Source organism: Luteolibacter sp. Populi (assembly GCF_040801775.1).
Taxonomy (GTDB): Bacteria; Verrucomicrobiota; Verrucomicrobiia; order Verrucomicrobiales; family Akkermansiaceae; genus Haloferula.
In genome coordinates this window covers 4,567,262-4,585,946 of the sequence record NZ_CP161812.1, presented here as the reverse complement: position 1 = coordinate 4,585,946, position 18,685 = coordinate 4,567,262, and the positions used below count along the sequence as shown (strand labels likewise).

Genomic DNA, 18,685 nt, shown 5'->3' with positions numbered 1-18,685 from the left:
CGGGGCGGCTTTTTCGTTTCGATGCGGGAACTTCAGCCCCGGGTGGCCCGCGCGGCCAGCAGCATCGCACTAAGTTCCGTGATCATTCGCGAGATCTGCGGGAAGACCCACGGCTCGCGGAAACGCGTGGCATCACGGTGATCCGCCTCCACCTCGGGCAGCCGGAACGACTCCAAAGAAGCAATCGCTTCCTGCATCCCCGCCTGTCGGGGATCGCCCAAAGCCGCGAACGCCTCCCCGCAAATCTCCCGAAGCCGCTCGACCATCTCCGGATGCCGTGACCGCATGTCATTCAGATGCACGGCGATCACCGTGAGCGCATTCGTCACGCGCTGGTTGCCATTGGCCAAGGCGGCCGCCTCCTCCAGTCCCTTGCGCTGCAGTTCCGGCTCGGCGGACATGCGCCGCAGCGAGGAGAACGCCTCCGCATTCGCGGACTCCGCCTGCTTTCTCAAGGCCATCAGCGGGTCGTCGCTCGGACGCCCGTCGCGCAGATGATCGAGCACCGCCTCGAAATAGGCCCGGTTCCCGCCGAGCGCCGCCGCGATGATCGCGGGAAACCGCGACCTCTCCCACACCGGCCAGAAGGCAAAGGCCGCTGCCAGCGCCGCCAGCCCCCCGCCCAAGGTGCAGGCCATCCGCTCGGCCGTGAAGGCCAGGGTCACCGGTTGATGCGCCTCCACCAGCAGCACCACCACCAGTGTGATGAAGAAGACCGCCACGGCATAGTTGCGCTTCACGAAGTAGGAGAACAGCGCCACCATCAACGCCACCGCGCCGTGGATCAACGGCAGCGGCGGCTTCAGCCACAGCAGGCTGCTGGCCAGCAAGCCGCCCGCCAGCGTGCCGAGCACCCGCTCCGCCGCCCGCTTGCGGGTGGACCCGAAATCCGGCTGAAGTACGACAAGCATCGTAAACGGCAACCAGTAGCCGTGCGGGATGCCGCTAAGCTTGAAGACCAGCACCCCCGCCACCACCAGCAGGACCATCCGCAGCGTGTGCCGGATCAGCGCGGGCTCCACGCTCCGGCTGAGATTGAGCGAGGCCGCCAGAGGCCGCAGCGTCAGCGTCCGCAAATCGAAGAGTTCCAGTGAAAAGGCCGACCGCTCATCGGCCCGCCCCACCGCCGCATCCAGCGCCGCACGCACAATCGGCAATTGCCCCCCAATCTGCCCGAGAAGATCCTGCACCTGCGCCGCCAGCGCCGCATCGCCCGCCTGGATCCGGACCTGCGATTGCAGTACCTCCAGCAGGTTCTGCAGCCGTGCCATCCGCACATCGAAGGCCGCGAGATGCGACGCCTGCCGCGATACAGCGGCCAGCGCCACCGCCCGCGCCGTATTCTCCAGCGAGGTGATCGCAGGCAAAAATGCCGGCCCCAGGCGCCGGAATGCTTCACCCCGCATCGCCGCCTCCAGAGCCGCGTGCAGCGCGATCAAACGGATCGCCAGTCGCGCCGCGGCAAGATTGAGCAGCTCGAGCTGCCGCAGCAGCTTGGTGGACGGACGCTTCGCAGCGGTCAGCGCGGCCTGCGAACGATTCAGAACTTCGCGGAACTCCGCTTGCTTCGCCACGATGGAATCCGCCCGATCCGGCTGCTCCGGCGACATCGCCGCCAGCAGGTCGCCGAGCGCGATCCATGTCTCCGCCACCGCCCGACGCAGCGGATGCTGGGGATGAAGCGGCCACAGCAAGACCTGTAAAAACACCGCCAGCAATCCACCGCCCAACGCCACCAGTGCCGGATGCGCCTCCCCCGCCGGCCCGGCATGCGGAGCCAGCGCCACCAGATAGACCAGTCCCGACGACACCGCCAGGCCCGGACCATAGTCGGCGCTCAAGTGACGCCAAACCCCGCCGCAAGCCGTGACGAGCACCGCACCGCCCAGCGCCACCGCGAGATTCCCCGCCCCCAGAACCCCCAGCGCCACCGCCCCGGCCAGAATCACGCTCATCGCCAGATGAAGCCCGAACCGCAGCGAATACGCGCCGCGCACATCCACCAGGGAGATCGAATGCGCGGCGAGACAAGCGAACACCGGATCGAACTTCCCCGGGAAGAGCAAGGCCGCCAGCAGCGGCAGCATGAAGGCAACCGTCCCGCGCAACGCGCGATTCAGATCCGGCTGCAATCGCTCCCGATCGAAAAAGCGCGCAGCTGGCTCTCCGGTCACGGCAGGCGGCATGCCCCCAGACTCTCCGGTGGAATGCCCGCCGGGCAAGCCCTCCCCGCGATTCCCCGCGGAAACCCGTCGCATTTCCTTTCCCGTCCGCGCCCGGGCGCTAGGGTCGCAGGATGAAAGCGTTGACCTTCCTGCTCATCATCACCGCCGCTTGCGCCCGTGCGGACGAGTTCAGCGATGAGTTCCAGAAGCTCCGCAAAGCCGAAGATCACAAGGCGATGATCAAGTTCCTGGCCGATTCCGAACAGACCCAGGCCACCAACGCGAACTACTACGCGCTCGCCTCGAACTACTGGTGGCGCTTCGCCGGACAACCGAACCTCTCGACCAAACCGGCCGCCCCCGGCGAGCCCTCGCTCACCGATCCGAAGACCGGCAAGGAAGTCGGCAGCATCGCCACCAATGGCGACCTCGATCCCGGCCTCCGCAAGAAGGCACTCGATCTGACGACGGAGGGCTTCAAGCGCTTCCCGCATCGCCTGGATATCGGCTTCGGCTTGGCCCAAGTGCAGTTCAAGATGGGACAAGATGCCGCCGCCGTGGCGACCCTCCTGAGCGTCCTCAAGATCAGCAAGGACAAGCCCGCCGATCTGAAATGGGCCGACAACAAACCTCTCCCCGAGCCCGCCGCGCAGATGGTCCCGGAGTCAATCCAAGGCTACACCGCGCCACTCTTCGAGGCCGCCACTCCCGAGTCCGAAAAGCTCTGCAAGCAACTCTGCGATGCTACCATCGCCGCCTACCCCGAGCACCCCTTCGCCTACAATATCCTCGCCGCCCTCGCCGATATCAAAGGCGACTCCGCGGAGGTCATGAAGATGCTCAGCCTCGCCCACACCAAGGCCCCGGCCGATCCCCTCGTCCTCCTCAACCTCGCCGAAGCCCAGCGCGCCGCGAAGCAAAACAAGGAAGCTCTCGCCTCCTACAAGAAGCTCCTCGCACTGGAGGCGGACGATGAACTCAAGGACGCCGCGAAAGAAGGCATCCAAGCCCTGCAGGCCGAGTAGGCAAGCGACTCTTGCCTTGCCACCGCGACCGCCCAAGTTCCCCGCATGCACCGCCAGCCGCTCCTTGCCCAACTCGCCGCCTATCGCGAGACCCATCCGTTAGAAACGGAGACCATCGATCGCTTCACCGCCTTCATCCGCGGGAATCCCGATTGCTTCGAGCGCTCCCTCCTCGAAGGCCATGTCACCGGCTCCGCATGGATCGTCGATGCCAGCGGTCACAAAATCCTCCTCACCCATCACCGCAAGCTCGATGCCTGGCTCCAGCTCGGCGGCCACGCCGATGGCGACCCCGATGTCCCCGCCGTCGCCCTCAAGGAGGCACGCGAGGAATCCGGCCTGGAGGATTTCGAGGTGACGGATACCGCCATCTTCGACCTCGACATCCACCTCATCCCGGAACGCAAGGGCATCCCGGAACACTGGCACTACGATGTCCGATACGTGCTGCGGCCCACCGGAAGTACGACCTACATCGTAAGTGACGAGTCCCACGATCTGCGCTGGGTGCCCTTGGACGAAATGGCCTCCTTGACCACGGATGACTCGATGCTGCGCATGCTCCAAAAATGGCGCACTAAAATCTCCGGTTGACACGCAACCGTTTGGTTGCCTATTGTTCACCCAGATGGACGAAGTCTTCAAAGCTCTGGCCGACGAAAGCCGGCGCGCCTTGCTGGACCGGCTCCACGCCCGCAACGGACAGACGCTCGGCGAACTGTGCGACGGGCTCGACATGACCCGCCAGGCGGTGACCAAGCACCTCGGGATTCTCGAGGCCGCCAAGCTCGTCGCCACCGTGCGCCGCGGGAGAGAGAAGCTGCACTACCTCAATCCGGTCCCGATCCACGAGATCGGCGTCCGCTGGATCGGGAAATTCGAAGTGCAGCGTCTCGACACCCTCGCCGAACTGAAACGCAACCTCGAACAAAACCATCAGCCATGAGCACTCCGAAACTCGTCTACGTCACCACCATCCGCACCACTCCCGCCAAACTCTGGGAGGCACTCACCAACCCCGACTTCATCCAGCAATACTGGTTCGGCTGCCGCCATACCTCCACCTGGAAGGAGGGCGAGGCCATTGAAAGCCGTGATCCCGATGGCGACTTGGCATGGCAAGGCAAGATCCTGAAGTGCGTGCCGGAGCAGGAGGTCGTCTTCACCTTTGGCCACATCGGCTTCGGGGAACCACCCTCGAGGGTGACCTTCAAGATCGACCTCGCCAACGAAGGGCCTGGACTCATGCAACTCACGATCACTCACGATGACTTCCAGGAAGTCAGCCCGGTCCGCGACCGCGTCTCGAATGGCTGGCCGTCGATCATCGCCGGAATCAAGTCGCTCCTGGAGACCGGCAGCGTGGAAGAAAAAGCGGGATGCCCCGAGACCCATGCCACCGCTTCCGCCTCCCATTGAAGCTCTTGGCAACACCACACCATCGCAGGCCAAGAAAGGCCGGGAGTGATCTCCCGGCCTTTCTGTTTCACACCGCGATCCCCAGCCCGTTGGCCGCGGCCCACTTCGCGATCAGCTCCTGCTCCACCACGCGCGCCCGGTTGTTCCATCGCGCGCGGATCTGCACAATTCGCCGCGAGGCCTTGTCGACCTCGATCGTGACCCGCGGGAATTCCTTCTCTCCCGCTTCAACTTCGCGCCACTCCGCCAGCGAAAAGATCGCCGAGCGCCCCGCCTTGCAGCGCCGCCAATACCAACCCACACAATGCCGCAGCAGCCTGCCCTCCCGCAGCAATTGCGCCTGGGTCAGGCGCTCCCGGATCGTCCATCGCGAGGAATGACCCCGGCTCCGCAACTCGAAGGGCATGACGTCCGGCATCGGATTCCACGAGGCGCGGGCAACATTCAGGAGATCCGTCCTCAGGCCCTGCCGGAAGAGATCCGAATCCCGGAAATGCACACCTTCCTCCGCGGCCATGCGCTGCAGCTCGCGCCAACGGCGATAGCAGTGGCTGCGTAGCGAGGCCAGCGGCTCCGCCACCAGCAGCGCCGCCCGCTTCCACTCATCCTGCCGTTGCAACTCTAACAGAAGATCGGCGATCACCCCGAACTCCCGCGGATCGAATTCGCGCGCGGCCTCCAGCTTCACGAACAGCCGCGACCACGTCGCGTCGTTCGAGAGATCGCGCACCATGGGACTGGCCAGCACCTGCTCCACCAACTCCTGCGAGCCCCCGATCGCGCTCAGCTGTCCCCAGCGCAGCGCCTGCCGGACGGTCAGATCCCCGGGCGCGGACATCGCATGATGCAGTGCCTTCGCGGTGATCGATGGTGGCATATGCTCCGCCTTCCGCCAGCTCCCGCCCCGCGCGATGTGGCAGAACCAATCGCGTTCCAAGTACTTCGCTCTTCCCGCCACCCGCCACGCGGAATCGAAGAAGCGCGGCACGGAATACTCGGCAAACAGATGTCGCAAGAGACCGCTCCACTGTTCATCCGGCGGCACCTCCGCCGCACAGTCCCAGCACTCCGGCTCCCGGATCCAAAACCGGGCGTAGCGCGCCACGCGGATCAGGGCCGGCACGATATCATCCACCAGCGGATGCGCCACATGCAGCAGATCGCTGTGCAGCGCCACCACTTGGAACAAGCGGCTGCACGCGCCGCGGAGATGCACCGGCGACTTCGGCGGCAGACAGATCATGGTCTTGTTCAGCTCGCGGCAGTGCTTTCTGAAGAAGGGGTTGCGGATGGACGTGGCGGTCCACGTCTTGCCACCGGCAATGGCAGCAAGGGTCACGGCGTCCGCTTCCCGGGAAAATCCGGAAGAGGTCATGGAAACAAAAATGGCTAACGAACGATTCGGGAGAACCGGGCACGGGCATCCCTCGCGGGCAGCACACGCCCCGGGATGGAAATGGTCCCTTCAAGCGGGACACAACTTCACGGGCCGCGCTGAAGCAGCGCGGCCTTTCTCACGAATGGTAAGAAGCCAGAAACATGACGGGCGGACCTTGACAGCCTCTCCCCAAGAAATCAATCCGAATCCAAGCGACCCGGCACTCGACTCGCGCCCGGCCATCTGGATGCTTCCATCCATCATGGCCATCGACCCCGAATTGGAAGCCGCGGCACGCGCCGCCGGCGTGGGCCGCGGGGAAAGACACATCTTCCTCTGCGCCGATGCTTCGAAGCCGAAATGCTGCGACCCCGCCGTCGGCCTCGCTTCCTGGGACTTCCTCAAGAAGCTCCTCGGCGAACTCGGCCGCGACGCCCCGCTCATCCTCCGCACCAAGGCCGATTGCCTTCGCGTCTGCATCCGCGGCCCCGTCGCCGTCGTCTATCCGGACGCCGTCTGGTACCACTCCTGCACTCCCGCAGTCCTCGAACGCATCGTCACCGAGCACCTGTTAGAAGGTCGCCCCGTCGAAGAGTTCCGCATCCCGGTGTAGGTCCCGATTCCAGTGGTACGTAGTCCCGCCTTCAGGCGGACGAACGGTCCAACCCGGCATTGGACTACTTAAGATCTTCACCTACCCCAACGCCTCGCTGCCAGGGTCTCCCTTCTCCAACTTCGATGTTCAATGTTGGACGTTCGATGTTCGATGTTCGATGTTCAAATCCCCCCTCACTTCCACTCCAGCTCCAACAAACTCACCCCCTGCCGCGGCAAGGTCACCAGCACCGCCGCGTTCTCCCCCTCCTCCACATACCGCGTCTCCTCCTTCACCAGCGCCAGCTTGCAAGACTCCTCCAGCTCCGCGAGCTGCTCCGCCGTCGGAGTCTGCGGCGAGCCCGTCGCCTGCCACGCCGTGAAGGAATTCGAATGCGTCTCGTCGATCAGGTAGCGCTTGATCACCGGCATCCCCTGCGGCGCGCCTAACAGATCCAGCCGCACCTCCGCATCCGGCCCGCGCACGTCGTCATCATGATAGTGCCAGACCAGCACCGTCATCCTCTTGCCCTTCATCGCTGCCAGCGCGGAGACATCGGCCTTCCCCCGCACTCCGGAGCGCAGCAGGTCCGGCAGCGATACCGCCGCATCGCTCGCCACCGGCAACCTCGTGCCCTCCATCTTCGAGAACATCCGGAAAACATTCAGCACCGGCTTGTCGATCCCGTTCGTCGCCAGCGAGCGGAAGCCCGCGAAATACGGCTGGTCCTCGAACTCGAAAGCCCAGGTCAGCGCGCCCTCCAGATTCACCCCGTGCTTCTCCGCCAGGTCCAGCTTCCGCGGAAAGCTCGCCGCCGTGTAGCTCGAATACATCGTGCCATTCCGATACGCGAGGTTCGGCCCCTGGCAGGCCGCACAGCCCTCCGGATCCGACTCCCCGATCACGATCGGCTTGCCCTTCAGCTCCGGATACCGCGCGATCACCGCGAAGGCTCCGTCGATGTCCCGCAGCTGGTTCGCGATCCCCATCTGCACCCGCCCGCCGACATCCTTCGGCGAGCCCTTCGCGTGGAAGGAAATGAAATCGATCGGCGTCCCCGTCTCGCCCGTCGCCAGGTTTTTGCCCTTCACGCAATGGTCCAGGAAGGCCTTCAGGAAATCCCCGCCCGCTCCGCCCGCCAGATCCGGGCCACCCACCTTCGCCCCCGGGATCGCCCGCCGCACCGCCCGCACCGCGTGATCGTGCAGCTTGAAGAACTCCTCCCTACTACCCCTCCAGTAGCCGATGTTCGGCTCGTTCCAAGTTTCCCAGTACCACTTCAGCACCTCGTCCTTGCCATACTTCTCGGACGAATGCTTCGCCCATTGATAAACCAGCTCCTCCCACTTCGCCCAATCCTTCGGCGGATAGGTCCAGCCGGTGTAGATGTCGTCGTACTTCGCCGTCGGCGTCCAATGATGCCGATACGGTTCCGGCTTCACCGACAGCGCCTGCGGCATGAAGCCGATCTGCACGTAGGGCCGCACGCCTTTGCTCAGACCGGCATCGAAGATCTTATCGACGATCGTCCAGTCATACACCGGATTCCCCTGCGCATCCTCGGTGTAGGCATTCGTCGATCCCCACTTCAGCGCCGGCGTGCCATCGCCGGTCACCAGCAGGCTGTGCGCGCGGAAGAAGACCTCCTTCGGCTTCATCTCGCCCAGATGTCCGAGCAGCTCCGAGCCGTGCTTCATGTAAGCATAGTTCGGCTCGTCCGCGCCGAAGAAGCGCCAGATCGGCTTGAGCTCGTCCCCAGGTCGCTCCGCATCGACACGGATGGTGACAGGAAAGGACTCCGCCATGGCGGACCCGGCCAGAAGGAGAAGCGCGAGGGTTTTCGAAGTCATCACCCCCAGCATGATTCCCCGGGCTTTTCCCCGCTAGTAGGGAATCTATCACGTCGCAATCGTCCTAATCCGAACCCGCCTCAGGTTTGAGGCGTGGCGTCCTGCATGGGCGGCGGCACGTTCGGTGCCGGCGGCTTCACCCAGGCCGGGGCCTTCGGCGTCGCATCCGCATAGATCGCCACCAGCGTCATCCCGATCAGCCCGACAAAGCCGGCATGCCCCACCGTCATCGCCGTCGCCATGCCGACCACGAAGGGCGTGAAAACCAGCAGGCCGACCACCATGTAGCTCGGCTTCACCTCGTAGGCATGGATCACCAGCCGCAAGCGCGAGCGCGCCAGCGAGAGACCCAGCGTCGTGTAGCACAAGGTCGCGGCGATGGCATTCAAATGGAACAGCACGCCCGCCTTGCTCGTCACCCCCCCGGCCGCGCCAATCGGAATTCCGCAGCCGACCACCATCGACCCGATGAACAGGAACATCACCCCGATCCGCGCCAGCAGCCCCCGGAAGGACGAGGCCCCGATCGCCCCCGCACACATCATCGCCGAAAGCCCGACCACCGTCAGCGAACAGGCCAGCTCCCGCAGCACCTCAATCGCGCCCACATTGTAGCGCACGATTACGTACGGCAGCAGCGAAACGAAAGTCAGGACCGTGAGCCCCCAGAGCGTCAGGAACTTCCCGCGCACCACCTTCCAACGGCTGAGCTTGGTCAGCAGCAGCAGCTCGTGGTTCCCCTCGTCGAGCTCCTGGCCCATCAGCACCAGCCCGCCCAGCGGCATCACGACCGCGCAGATTAGCGAGACCACGATCCAGAATGGCCCGGATTCCCACAGCAGCTCCACATTCAGCATCCCCGCATGCTTCTGGAAGGAATAGCTGGCATCCCCTTGGAACTCCATCAGCAGCGCGATGATCGCGAAGAGATGGATGCCCAGGAAGGGATAGACGAAACTGCTGCGCCGCATGTTCTGGCGCAGTTCCTTCACCAGCATCGCGCCGAAGCGGTCGGGCAGGTCGTCTTTCACGGTATCCACGGCTGACATCATGACGTCCCGAAAATCCCCCGCAAGCTGGAAGCACCAACGAAGCCCCTATGAAATTCCCGGGAATTCCACCGCCTCAAGAGCCCTGAAAGGGCGGCACTTGGATAGCCCGGGGTGAAACCCTGACCTTTATACACAAGTCCGCGCGGCCGTCGCTCGTCACGGCGGCGAGTGGATCACTGCTTGCCAGCACGAGGCCTCCGCTTCCGGCGTGGCACGCGTCATCCGGGCACGCGCGGGCGGGCGGTGCGGCTGAGCCGCCCGCCTTCCTCCGGGGCCCTTTCACTCGTCGTGAAAGGCGCGCCACGCGCACGCGAAGTCCCTCACCCGAGCCAGCCCCTGCCACAGGGATTGTGCACCGGGCGGCCCGTCGCCCTTGCGCCCGAGGTGGCCGCCGAGCTTGCCGACGATGCGGATGAACTCGGCAAGCGACGGCTCGCCCGCCGCCTTGTCGCGTTTGGCCACGGCGCACGCCGATCGCCACTCGGCTTCCTCGAACACGCTGCCGCAGGGCAAGTCGGGGACCACGCGCCCGAGATGAGTCAGGTAAAGGATCCGCCACGCGACCACCAGATGGATCGCCAGCGCGTTGCACAGCGCCTGCCCGCTCTTGAGCTGGATGCGTTCCACCCGGCAGCCGGTCTTGAGGACCCTATGGAAGACCTCGATGTCCCAGCGCCGCCGGTAAAGCCCGATGATCTCCAGCGCTTCTTCAAGGGTCGCCACCGGCTTGCTGGTCAACAGCAGCCAGCGCACCGGATCTTCCCCGTCCGGCGGATCGCGTTCTTCCGCCAGCACCGCCCAGAAGGAGACCCGCGGCAGCTTGACGCCCTTGCGGTAGGGCGGGCGCGGGGTGACTTCCATCACCCGCACTTCCTGGCATACCGTGCGCGCGCTGCGCTGCGAGGGCACCCGGTTGCCCTTGACCTTTTTGGTGCCCTTCCAGGCCGGCACTTCAAAGGAATGGGTGCCGAGCAGCGGTGCCGCGGCGAGCGCCGCGAAGAGCTTCGCCGGGTTATCATGCAGCGTGCCTGTCAGGGCGCGGTCCTGGTTGGCGCGGATGATCCACCCGGCGCAGGGGCCGCCCCGCTCCACGGCAGCGTGCCATGCGGCATAGAGTTCGAAGATATCGCCCTCGCGGTCGCCCACCGAGATCACCTCGCAGTCCGGCAGCAGCACGGCCACTTCATTGGTCTTTTCATAGCCTTCGACCCAGCGCCGGCTTTCCTTGTCACTACCCGGCCGCCGCTTGTGCGGGACCTTGGCATCGCCAAAGGTGGCGGGATCGCGGATGATCATCGCCGCATCGAGGGTGCCAAGCGGCAGGCCCTCGCCCGAGACCGCGTAAAGCGCGTGCAGGTAGAGACCCTTGCGGTTCTTGTCGTTGAGCGGGCCCAGACCGGTGGTGGCCGTCATGTGCGTGAAATCCAGCTCGGTGGTGTCCTGCGACACCACCACGCGGCGGTGCGCCGCGCAGCGGGCGATGGTGGCCTCGCGGTGCGGGGCCAGCACGGCCGCGGCGGTGACGTCGGGACAATTGAGCAGGCGGTAGGCCGCCGTCATCTCGCCACTGCCGCCGGTGGCGGCGGCAATGCTTTTGGAAGGAAAGGCGGCGAGCGCCGCGGCGACTTTGGGCAAGCGCCGGTCGCGCCGCGTATCCTTCAGATCCGCGTTGCCGAACTCGCCTGTAATGTCGTCAGCCACGCCAAAAATCCAACAGCGCGTGCATTGTGCAGGGCTTCAAACACTCGTACAGATTTATTTCCCGCAAACTGCACCGGCGGATTTCATGCCGGAGCGCGGACTTGTGTATAAAGGTCAGGGTGAAACCCCGGGTTTACGCGGGGTAGAGAACGTGCCCTGAAAGGGCACTCGTAGGCCGCTCAAGATCATCCCGTCCTCGCCCCACCAACCTCCTCCTCCCCCGCAACGCGGCACTCCGCTTGATGATTGGAAGATTGGTGATTGATGATTTCTCAACCCATCAACTCCTTCACCACATTCCCTGCCACATCGGTCAACCGGAAGTACCTCCCCTGGAACTTGTAAACCAGCTTCTCATGCTCGATCCCCATCAAATGCAGCATCGTCGCATGCAGGTCGTGCACATGCACCCCACCCTCTAAAATGTTATATCCATAATCATCCGTCACCCCGTGCGTGAACCCCGCCTTTACCCCCGCCCCCGCCAGCCAAATGCTGAAACACCGCGGATGATGGTCCCGCCCGTAATTGTCCCCGCTCATCTTCCCCTGGCAGTACGCCGTGCGCCCGAACTCCCCGCCCCACACCACCAGCGTATCGTCTAACAAACCCCGCCTCTTCAAATCCATCACCAGCGCCGCGGAGGCCTGGTCGGTCTGCTTGCACTGCCGGGTAATGCCGCCCACCACGTCCCCGTGCTGGTCCCAGCCCTGATGAAAAAGCTGCACGAACCGCACATCCCGCTCGATCAATCTCCGCGCCAGCAAACAATTCGCCGCATAAGTCCCCGGCGTCCGCGCATCCGGTCCGTAAAGATCAAACGTCTCCGCGGATTCATCCGAGAGATCCGTCGCATCCGGCACACTCGTCTGCATCCGGAACGCCATCTCCGCCTGCGCGATCCGCGCATCGATCTCCGGGTCCAACTCGTGCGCCGCCTGATCCCGGTTCAACTTCCCCAAGGCGTCTAACATCCCGCGCCGGATGTGCGGCGAGACACCCTCCGGATTCGTCAGATAAAGCACCGGCTCCTTTCCCGAACGGAATTGCACCCCCTGGTGCTCGCTCGGCAAGAAGCCGGATCCCCACAGCCGCGTGTAAAGCGGCTGATCCCGGCTCGCATTCTTCGAAACCAGCACGATGAACGCAGGCAGATTGTCGTTAAGACTCCCCAGACCGTAGGAAGCCCAAGCCCCCATCGAGGGCCGGCCGGGGATCTGGTTGCCCGAGCAGAAGAAGGTGATCGCGGGATCGTGATTGATCGCCTCGGTGTGCATCGTCCGGATCACGCAGATCTCGTCGGCGATCTTCTGGGTGAAGGGCAGCGTGTTGCAGATCTCCATCCCCGCGCGGCCATGCCGCGAGAAGTCGGCGAAGGACCCGGCCATCGGCAACAGGCTCTGGTTGCCGCTCATCGTCGAAAGCCGCTGGTTGCCGATGACCTCCTTGGGCAAGGCCTTGCCATGTCCCGCGCGCAGCAGCGGCTTGTAGTCGAAGGTCTCCAGATGCGATGGACCACCGGCCTGGAACAGATAGATGACCCGCTTGACCTTCGCGAAATGGTGCGGCGCCCCGAGGATCCCACCGGTGGACGCCGACGCCGACCTCGTGCCTAACAGATTAGACAGCGCCATCGCCCCGAGCCCCAGCCCGCTGCTGCCGAGGAAGTGGCGGCGGGTCAGTCCCATCAACTGGTCGTAGCTTGGACGAATCGGTTTCATGGCGATTACCGGTTGGTGATGACGGCGTCCGAGGTGAGCAAGGCGGAACAAACGATGGTGAGCGCGGCGAGCGAGGGATCTTCCTTCCCGCACACCTTTTGCGCGGCTGCCATATCCTTCTCATACTCCGCCTTCTGGCTGGCGTGCAGCTCATCGATCGCCGCCCGTTCGGCATCCCGCGGGGCACGGCCCGCCAGGATCACGAAAGCACGCTCACACGACGCCGCGGCGTCTTCCGCGGCGCAGCGCTCCGCCAGTTTGCGCGCACATTCGAAGAAGCTCCTGTCATTCAGGAAAATCAGCGGCTGCAAGGGCGTGTTCGTGACCAGCCGCCGTGCCTGGCAGATCTCCCGGCTCCCGGCATCCAGCGTGATCAGGGACGGCGGTGGCGCGGTGCGCTTGCGGAAGGTGTAGAGGCTGCGGCGGTAGAGACCCTCGCCCTTGTCGGGCACATAGTCGCCGCCCGAGGCTCCGGCTTCCGACCACACGCCCGCCGGTTGCCACGGCTTCACGCTCGGGCCACCCGTCTTCTCCACCAGCAAGCCCGCCGCAAGCAGCGCCTGATCGCGAATCGCCTCGCCCGACAAGCGATACGCCGGTCCGCGTGCCAACAGGCGGTTCGCCGGATCCCGCTCGAGCTTCTCCGCGGTGTTCGACGAGGACTGCCGGAAGGTTGCGCTCATGACGATCCGCTTGAGCAGCTTCTTCATATCCCAACCCGAGGCCACGAAGTCGTGCGACAGCGTATCGAGCAACTCGGGATGGCTCGGCGCATCCCCTTGCAGGCCGAAGTTTTCCTGGGTCGGCACGATCCCGCTGCCGAAGCACATCATCCAGAAGCGGTTCACCGCCACCCGCGAGACCAGCGGGTTCGCAGGATCGATCATCCAGCGCGCGAGCCCCAGCCGGTTGCGCGGCGCATCGGCCGGGAAAGCCATCACCGCGGACGGCGGCGATGGCTGCACCGGCTTGCTGAGATCGGGCGAGGCGTAATCGCCGCGGGTCAGCACGTGGAACTGCTTCGGCACCGGACTCTCCCGCATCGTCATGATCAGCGGGATGTGATCGAGGTAGTCGTCGTAAAGGCTCTTGGTCGCAGCCAGCACCGCGGCACGGGCAGCGGCCATCTCCGGGTCGATACGGCGGACGTAGTAGTCGCGGATCGCCACCTTGGCGGCAGCATCCCCCGACTTGGCGGCCTGGAGAGTAGCCCCAAGCGGCGAGCCGGCCAGCGCATCCACTTCCACCGCGGCCAGCTCCCCGCGGAACACGGCGAGATCGTCGATCTGTCCCTGCGCGAACCCGCGGTCATCGCGCGGCCTGGCCCCCAGGCGGAAGACATCTGCGGCGATCGGTTTGTCGAGCTGATCGGTGACGACTCCGGTCGTGGCCGGCTCGCCATCGAAATACATCTTCAAGCCGGATGCGCGCGAAGAGCCATCGTAGGTGACGGTGACCTGCACCCACTTCCCCACGGGAAACGGCTCGCTCGTTTCGATCGATGCCGCGCAGCCCGGCCACAGGTGGATGCAGCTCCAACGCAGCTTGCCTTTTTCTAACAGAAGCTCGAATCCCGAGGCGTCCGCCGACTGCGAATACAGGCCGGGGCCGCTGTGCAGGATCACGGCGCGATCCTTCACATCCGGGCTGAAGACGCGCAGCGAAATGGCGAGCGGATCGTGGCGGGTCACGCCCTTGATCCCGTCGAGCTGAAGCACCGTATCGCCATCGAACTCCACCGCTTCCCCGGAAACCCCGGGCACGCTCTTCAACTGCCCGCCGCTGACCGTGGCCGGCTTGCCAGCGGGATTCGCGAGCGGTGCTGCGGCATCGAGTGCATACTGCCCAACGGCGGGCGGCAGGGAAATGGTGGAGGTGGCGGCGAGCCAGGTTTCGAAGGCGGCCTCGCGGGTGCCAGGAAGTTCCTGAAGCTGCTTCTCCGCAGCAATGAGCACCGCCCGCCGCTTCGCAATCTCCGGCCCGTGATGCGGCTCTTCCAAGCGCATCGATGGCTCGGGCGCGCGGGTGGAAATGGAGAACGGATACAGGCCACATTCGTCGATCTGGCCGAACATCGACGCCATGCTGTAGTAGTCGTGCTGCGGGATCGGGTCGTACTTGTGATCGTGGCACTTCGAGCACTCCATGGTCAGCCCGAGGAAGGCCGTGCCGAAGGTGTGGACGCGGTCCGAGACATTCTCCTGGCGGAACTCCGCTTCGATCGAGCCGCCTTCCTGGGTCTGGCGGTGCAGGCGGTTGAACATCGTGGCCAGCCGCTGCTCGCGGGTGGCGTCCGGCAGCAGGTCGCCGGCGATCTGCCACGCTGCGAACTTGTCGTAGGAGAGGTTCGAGTTGAACGCGTTGATCACCCAGTCCCGCCACGGCCAGACGAAGCAATCGAGATCCGACTGGTAGCCGTAGGTATCGGCGAAGCGCGCGACATCCAGCCAGTCCTGCGCCAGGCGTTCGCCATAGCGGGGCGAGGCGAGCAGGGCATCCACCTGCTTCTCATACGCGTCCGGCGAGGCGTCCGCGACGAAGGCCTGCACTTGCTGCGGCGAAGGCGGCAGGCCTGTTAGAGCGAGCGAGACCCGGCGCAGCAGGATGGCGCGATCGGCTTCGGGATTCGGTGCCAGTGCCTCTGCTTCGAGCTTGCCGAGCACGAAGCGGTCGATCTCGTCCTTGCACCAGCCGGCATCCTTCACCGCGGGCGGCGCATGCTGCTTGGGCATGACGAAGGCCCAGTGGGGCTCATAGACCGCGCCCTCCCCGACCCAGCGCACCAGCACCTCGCGCTCGGCATCGCTGAGCGGGCGGTTGAGCTTGGCCGGCGGCATGATCTGCTCCGGATCGTGCGAACGGATCCGCGCGATCATCGCGCTGGCCTTCAGATCCCCCGGCACGATCGCCCGCGCGCCGCTCTCCAGCTTGGCGGTCGCCCCCTCGGGCGTATCGAGCCGCAACCCCGCCTCCCGACCCTTGTCGGCATCCGGGCCGTGGCAGCCGAAGCAGCGATCCGAGAGAATCGGCCGAACATCGAAGGCATACGACAGCGGCTGCTCCGCGGAGAGCGCGCTGGCAGCAAGAAGCACAGGAATGGCGGCGAAACGGAGCATCTCGTTCGCTCCATCTTACCATGCCGGTCCAGCATTCGTTTCAGCCAACCCCCGATTCACCCAAACAGGCTACCCCGCAAAGGCATGCGCCGCCAAACCACGGACCCCCAGGCCGCGGATCACGAAGAGCCGTCCACCCTCCTCTTCCACCGCAGTCTTGTGCACGCCGGTGGTCACGTAGAGATCCGCCAGATCCGGGCCGCCGAAGGCACAGGCCGTCGTCTCCAGGCAGGGCAGGTCCACGCGCCGGAGCTCCTCGCCCGTCGCGGGATTGAAGCAGGCCACGCAGGCCCCGTGGCAGAAGGCGATCCAAAGATTCCCATCGGCATCGATGGTCATGCCATCCGGCGAGGCATCGTGATGCGCGGTGGAAATCACGCCGCGCAGGTTGGTGAGGTGGCCCGCCGCGTAGTCGAAGGCCAGCACCTCCTTGCGCGGCGTATCGATGTAGAAAACCGTGCCGCCGTCCGCGCTCCAGACGATGCCGTTGGAGTTCGTGACCGGCCCGAAAACTTCCCGCACCGACAGATCCGGATCGAGCCGGTAGAGCCGGGCATCGCCGGTCTTCTTCACGAGGCTGATCGTCCCGGCGAAGAAGCGCCCGTCCGGCGAGCACTTGCCGTCGTTGAAGCGGTTGTCGGGCTTCTTGTCCGGCTCCGGGTCCGCGATGTCGGTGAGCGTGCCGTCCTCGTCGAGGAAGCGGAATCCCGTGTCGCCCGCGATCACCAGCCCGCCCGCCTCCCGCGGCACCACCGTGCCGACCCGCTCGCCGACCTCCCACACTTTCTCCTCACCGGTCGCGGGGTTGAAGCGCAGCACGCGGTGGTTCTCGATGTCCACGTAGAGGAGCGAGTCCCCCCACCACAAGGGCCCTTCGCCCCACTTCGCCCGGTAGCTGCCGACAGTTTCGATGGTCACGCACCCAAGCTAGGTTCGCTTCCAAGGTTCTGGAAAGGGAAAGCAGCGCTGCCGTACACCTTCAGGGGAGTACCTTCATGGGGTACCCTTAAAGGGGGAACCTTTGTGCCCCGTTTTGGGGGACGGGTGGTGCCCCGTTTCGGGGGATGGGGGGCGTACCGTTCCGGGGGACGGGGGGTGTCCCGGTTCGGGGGACGGGGGCATTTCCGCTACTTTTTTCGTGGAAAACGAAATTGTCATCGACGCGGAAAATTGCTAAGAACAAGTCTGATCAACCCGCGGCACGGTCCGACCGTCGTGCCCCGGGGACTCACCGCTCATGTCGTTCCGCGTCGCTACCCAGCAACTGCTTCTCGCCGTCCTGCTCTGCCTCGGGGTGATTTCCCCTGCCAAGGCGGAATGGGACACGAAGGCGATCGAGGGGCGGGACTACGTGGCGGTGGACGGGATGAAGTCGTTCTACGGCTTCGACAGCGTCACGCGTGCGGGCAACACGGTGAGCCTGGAGAACAAGAAGATCAAGGTGGAGCTCCGCATAGGAGCCCAGGAGTGCCTGATGAACGGCGTGAAGTTCGTCTTCAGCTACAAGGTCGAGGAACTCAACGGCAAGGCGTGGATTTCACGGATCGATCTGGCGAAGCTGGTCGATCCGGTGCTGCGGCCGAGCTACATCGACAATGCCGGGAACTTCCGCACGGTGATCCTGGACGCAGGCCATGGCGGGAAGGACCCCGGCGCCACGAATGCGATCGGCACCGAGGCCGGCTACAACCTGATGGTGGCGGAGCGGGCGAAGAAGCTGCTCGAAACCGCCGGCTACAAGGTGGTGATGACGCGGGACAGCAACCGCTACCTGACCCTGCAGGAGCGCGTGGACGTGGCCAACCGGGTGAAGGACAACGCGATCTTCATCTCAATCCACCACAATTCCGGCGGCAGCGCGGCGCGCGGGATCGAGACCTTCACGCTGTCCCCGGTCGGGGTGGCCCACTACGGCCGCGGCTTTAACCAGAGCGACTTGCAGGAACGCGCCGGCAACGGCCACGACTCTGCCAACGTGGCGCTGGCGACGGCGGTGCACGGCTGCCTGATCCGGAGGCTGGACAAGAACACCTTCGACCGCGGGATCAAGCGCGCGCGCTTCAGCGTGCTGACCGGGGTCCAGCATCCCTCGATCCTGGTGGAGTGCGGTTTCATGACCCACCCCTACGAGGCCCGCATGATCCACAACGAGGCCTACCGCAACGCGGTGGTCAAGGGGATCGTCGATGCCGTGGACCGCTACCGGAAGGCGGTCTCGCTGAAGGCACCGGCGAAGCCGTGAAAGGCAATCGGCGGTGATTGAAGAGCGACTTCAGCCGAAAAGCTCGCGCAACCGCCTTGCCATGCCTTCCCGGTCGAGATGGTGCGCCGAGATATCGATCATCGGCTGGTAAAGATGCATCGGATTGATCCCCGTCGTCCGGACGCCGTTGCACTCCAGGAAAACCAGCGCACAGGCAACGGCTGTCCGCTTGTTCCCGTCCAAGCAGGCCTGGGCTTCGGCAATATGGTAGGCGTAGGCTGCCGCGATCTCAAACAAGTCACCGTCCAGATAATGGTAGACGTTGCGCGGTTGCATCACCGCGGACTCCAGGCCGCCCGGATCAGCGATTCCCTGGGCTCCTCCATGCTCCACCAGGGACCGCCGGTGAATCTCTTCAACGTGCTTCAAGTCGAGGAAGAATAGTTCCTCAGGCATCGAG

Annotated in this window: 15 protein-coding genes; 6 read left to right on the top strand and 9 right to left on the bottom strand. The window is 64.8% G+C overall.

The genetic code is table 11. The features are described 5' to 3' along the window. Nucleotides 1-32: 32 nt before the first annotated feature. On the bottom strand, nucleotides 33-2,108 hold the full coding sequence (locus ABWK72_RS18640; protein ID WP_367871075.1) for an FUSC family protein: 2,076 nt from the start codon (nucleotides 2,106-2,108) through the stop codon (nucleotides 33-35). A gap of 188 nt (nucleotides 2,109-2,296) precedes the next feature. On the opposite strand from ABWK72_RS18640, the gene ABWK72_RS18635 reads away from it, so the two are divergent. From ABWK72_RS18635 to ABWK72_RS18620, 4 genes are read left to right on the top strand one after another with little or no spacing between them, the layout of a single operon-like run. After that, nucleotides 2,297-3,190, top strand: a complete 894-nt coding sequence (locus ABWK72_RS18635) for a hypothetical protein (protein WP_367871074.1) — start codon at nucleotides 2,297-2,299, stop codon at nucleotides 3,188-3,190. 45 nt (nucleotides 3,191-3,235) lie between these two features. Further along, nucleotides 3,236-3,784: an NUDIX hydrolase gene (locus tag ABWK72_RS18630; RefSeq protein ID WP_367871073.1), complete on the top strand. Its 549-nt coding sequence runs from the start codon at nucleotides 3,236-3,238 to the stop codon at nucleotides 3,782-3,784. Between the two features lie 34 nt (nucleotides 3,785-3,818). After that, nucleotides 3,819-4,136 (top strand): ArsR/SmtB family transcription factor, encoded by a 318-nt coding sequence (locus ABWK72_RS18625; RefSeq protein ID WP_367871072.1) that lies wholly within the window; start codon nucleotides 3,819-3,821, stop codon nucleotides 4,134-4,136. Then, nucleotides 4,133-4,609: an SRPBCC family protein gene (locus ABWK72_RS18620; protein WP_367871071.1), complete on the top strand. Its 477-nt coding sequence runs from the start codon at nucleotides 4,133-4,135 to the stop codon at nucleotides 4,607-4,609. The genes ABWK72_RS18625 and ABWK72_RS18620 overlap by 4 nt, the downstream gene beginning before the upstream one ends. A gap of 67 nt (nucleotides 4,610-4,676) precedes the next feature. Here ABWK72_RS18620 and ABWK72_RS18615 read toward each other — a convergent pair whose 3' ends face one another. Continuing rightward, nucleotides 4,677-5,984 (bottom strand): PcfJ domain-containing protein, encoded by a 1,308-nt coding sequence (locus tag ABWK72_RS18615; RefSeq protein ID WP_367871070.1) that lies wholly within the window; start codon nucleotides 5,982-5,984, stop codon nucleotides 4,677-4,679. Nucleotides 5,985-6,249: 265 nt separating this feature from the next. On the opposite strand from ABWK72_RS18615, the gene ABWK72_RS18610 reads away from it, so the two are divergent. Then, nucleotides 6,250-6,600 carry a ferredoxin gene (locus ABWK72_RS18610; protein ID WP_367871069.1) on the top strand — a complete coding sequence of 117 codons (351 nt, stop codon included), beginning with the start codon at nucleotides 6,250-6,252 and terminating at the stop codon, nucleotides 6,598-6,600. 176 nt (nucleotides 6,601-6,776) lie between these two features. Here ABWK72_RS18610 and ABWK72_RS18605 read toward each other — a convergent pair whose 3' ends face one another. From ABWK72_RS18605 to ABWK72_RS18580, 6 genes are all read right to left on the bottom strand, one after another. Continuing rightward, nucleotides 6,777-8,432 carry a beta-xylosidase gene (locus ABWK72_RS18605; RefSeq protein ID WP_367871068.1) on the bottom strand — a complete coding sequence of 552 codons (1,656 nt, stop codon included), beginning with the start codon at nucleotides 8,430-8,432 and terminating at the stop codon, nucleotides 6,777-6,779. A gap of 80 nt (nucleotides 8,433-8,512) precedes the next feature. Next, entirely contained in the window at nucleotides 8,513-9,484 is a 972-nt protein-coding gene (locus ABWK72_RS18600) for a hypothetical protein (protein WP_367871067.1), read from the bottom strand. A 279-nt stretch (nucleotides 9,485-9,763) separates the two neighbouring features. Then, on the bottom strand, nucleotides 9,764-11,185 hold the full coding sequence (locus ABWK72_RS18595; RefSeq protein WP_367870643.1) for an IS4 family transposase: 1,422 nt from the start codon (nucleotides 11,183-11,185) through the stop codon (nucleotides 9,764-9,766). A 272-nt stretch (nucleotides 11,186-11,457) separates the two neighbouring features. After that, nucleotides 11,458-12,906, bottom strand: coding sequence for a DUF1501 domain-containing protein (locus ABWK72_RS18590; protein ID WP_367871066.1), 1,449 nt, complete (start codon nucleotides 12,904-12,906; stop codon nucleotides 11,458-11,460). Nucleotides 12,907-12,911: 5 nt separating this feature from the next. Beyond that, nucleotides 12,912-16,022 (bottom strand): DUF1553 domain-containing protein, encoded by a 3,111-nt coding sequence (locus ABWK72_RS18585; protein ID WP_367871065.1) that lies wholly within the window; start codon nucleotides 16,020-16,022, stop codon nucleotides 12,912-12,914. A 69-nt stretch (nucleotides 16,023-16,091) separates the two neighbouring features. Continuing rightward, nucleotides 16,092-16,940, bottom strand: a complete 849-nt coding sequence (locus ABWK72_RS18580; protein WP_367871064.1) for an SMP-30/gluconolactonase/LRE family protein — start codon at nucleotides 16,938-16,940, stop codon at nucleotides 16,092-16,094. 319 nt (nucleotides 16,941-17,259) lie between these two features. On the opposite strand from ABWK72_RS18580, the gene ABWK72_RS18575 reads away from it, so the two are divergent. Continuing rightward, on the top strand, nucleotides 17,260-18,264 hold the full coding sequence (locus ABWK72_RS18575) for an N-acetylmuramoyl-L-alanine amidase (RefSeq protein WP_367871063.1): 1,005 nt from the start codon (nucleotides 17,260-17,262) through the stop codon (nucleotides 18,262-18,264). 30 nt (nucleotides 18,265-18,294) lie between these two features. Here the strand turns inward: ABWK72_RS18575 and ABWK72_RS18570 are convergent, their stop codons facing one another. Continuing rightward, nucleotides 18,295-18,681, bottom strand: coding sequence for a type II toxin-antitoxin system death-on-curing family toxin (locus ABWK72_RS18570; protein WP_367871062.1), 387 nt, complete (start codon nucleotides 18,679-18,681; stop codon nucleotides 18,295-18,297). Nucleotides 18,682-18,685: the final 4 nt, after the last annotated feature.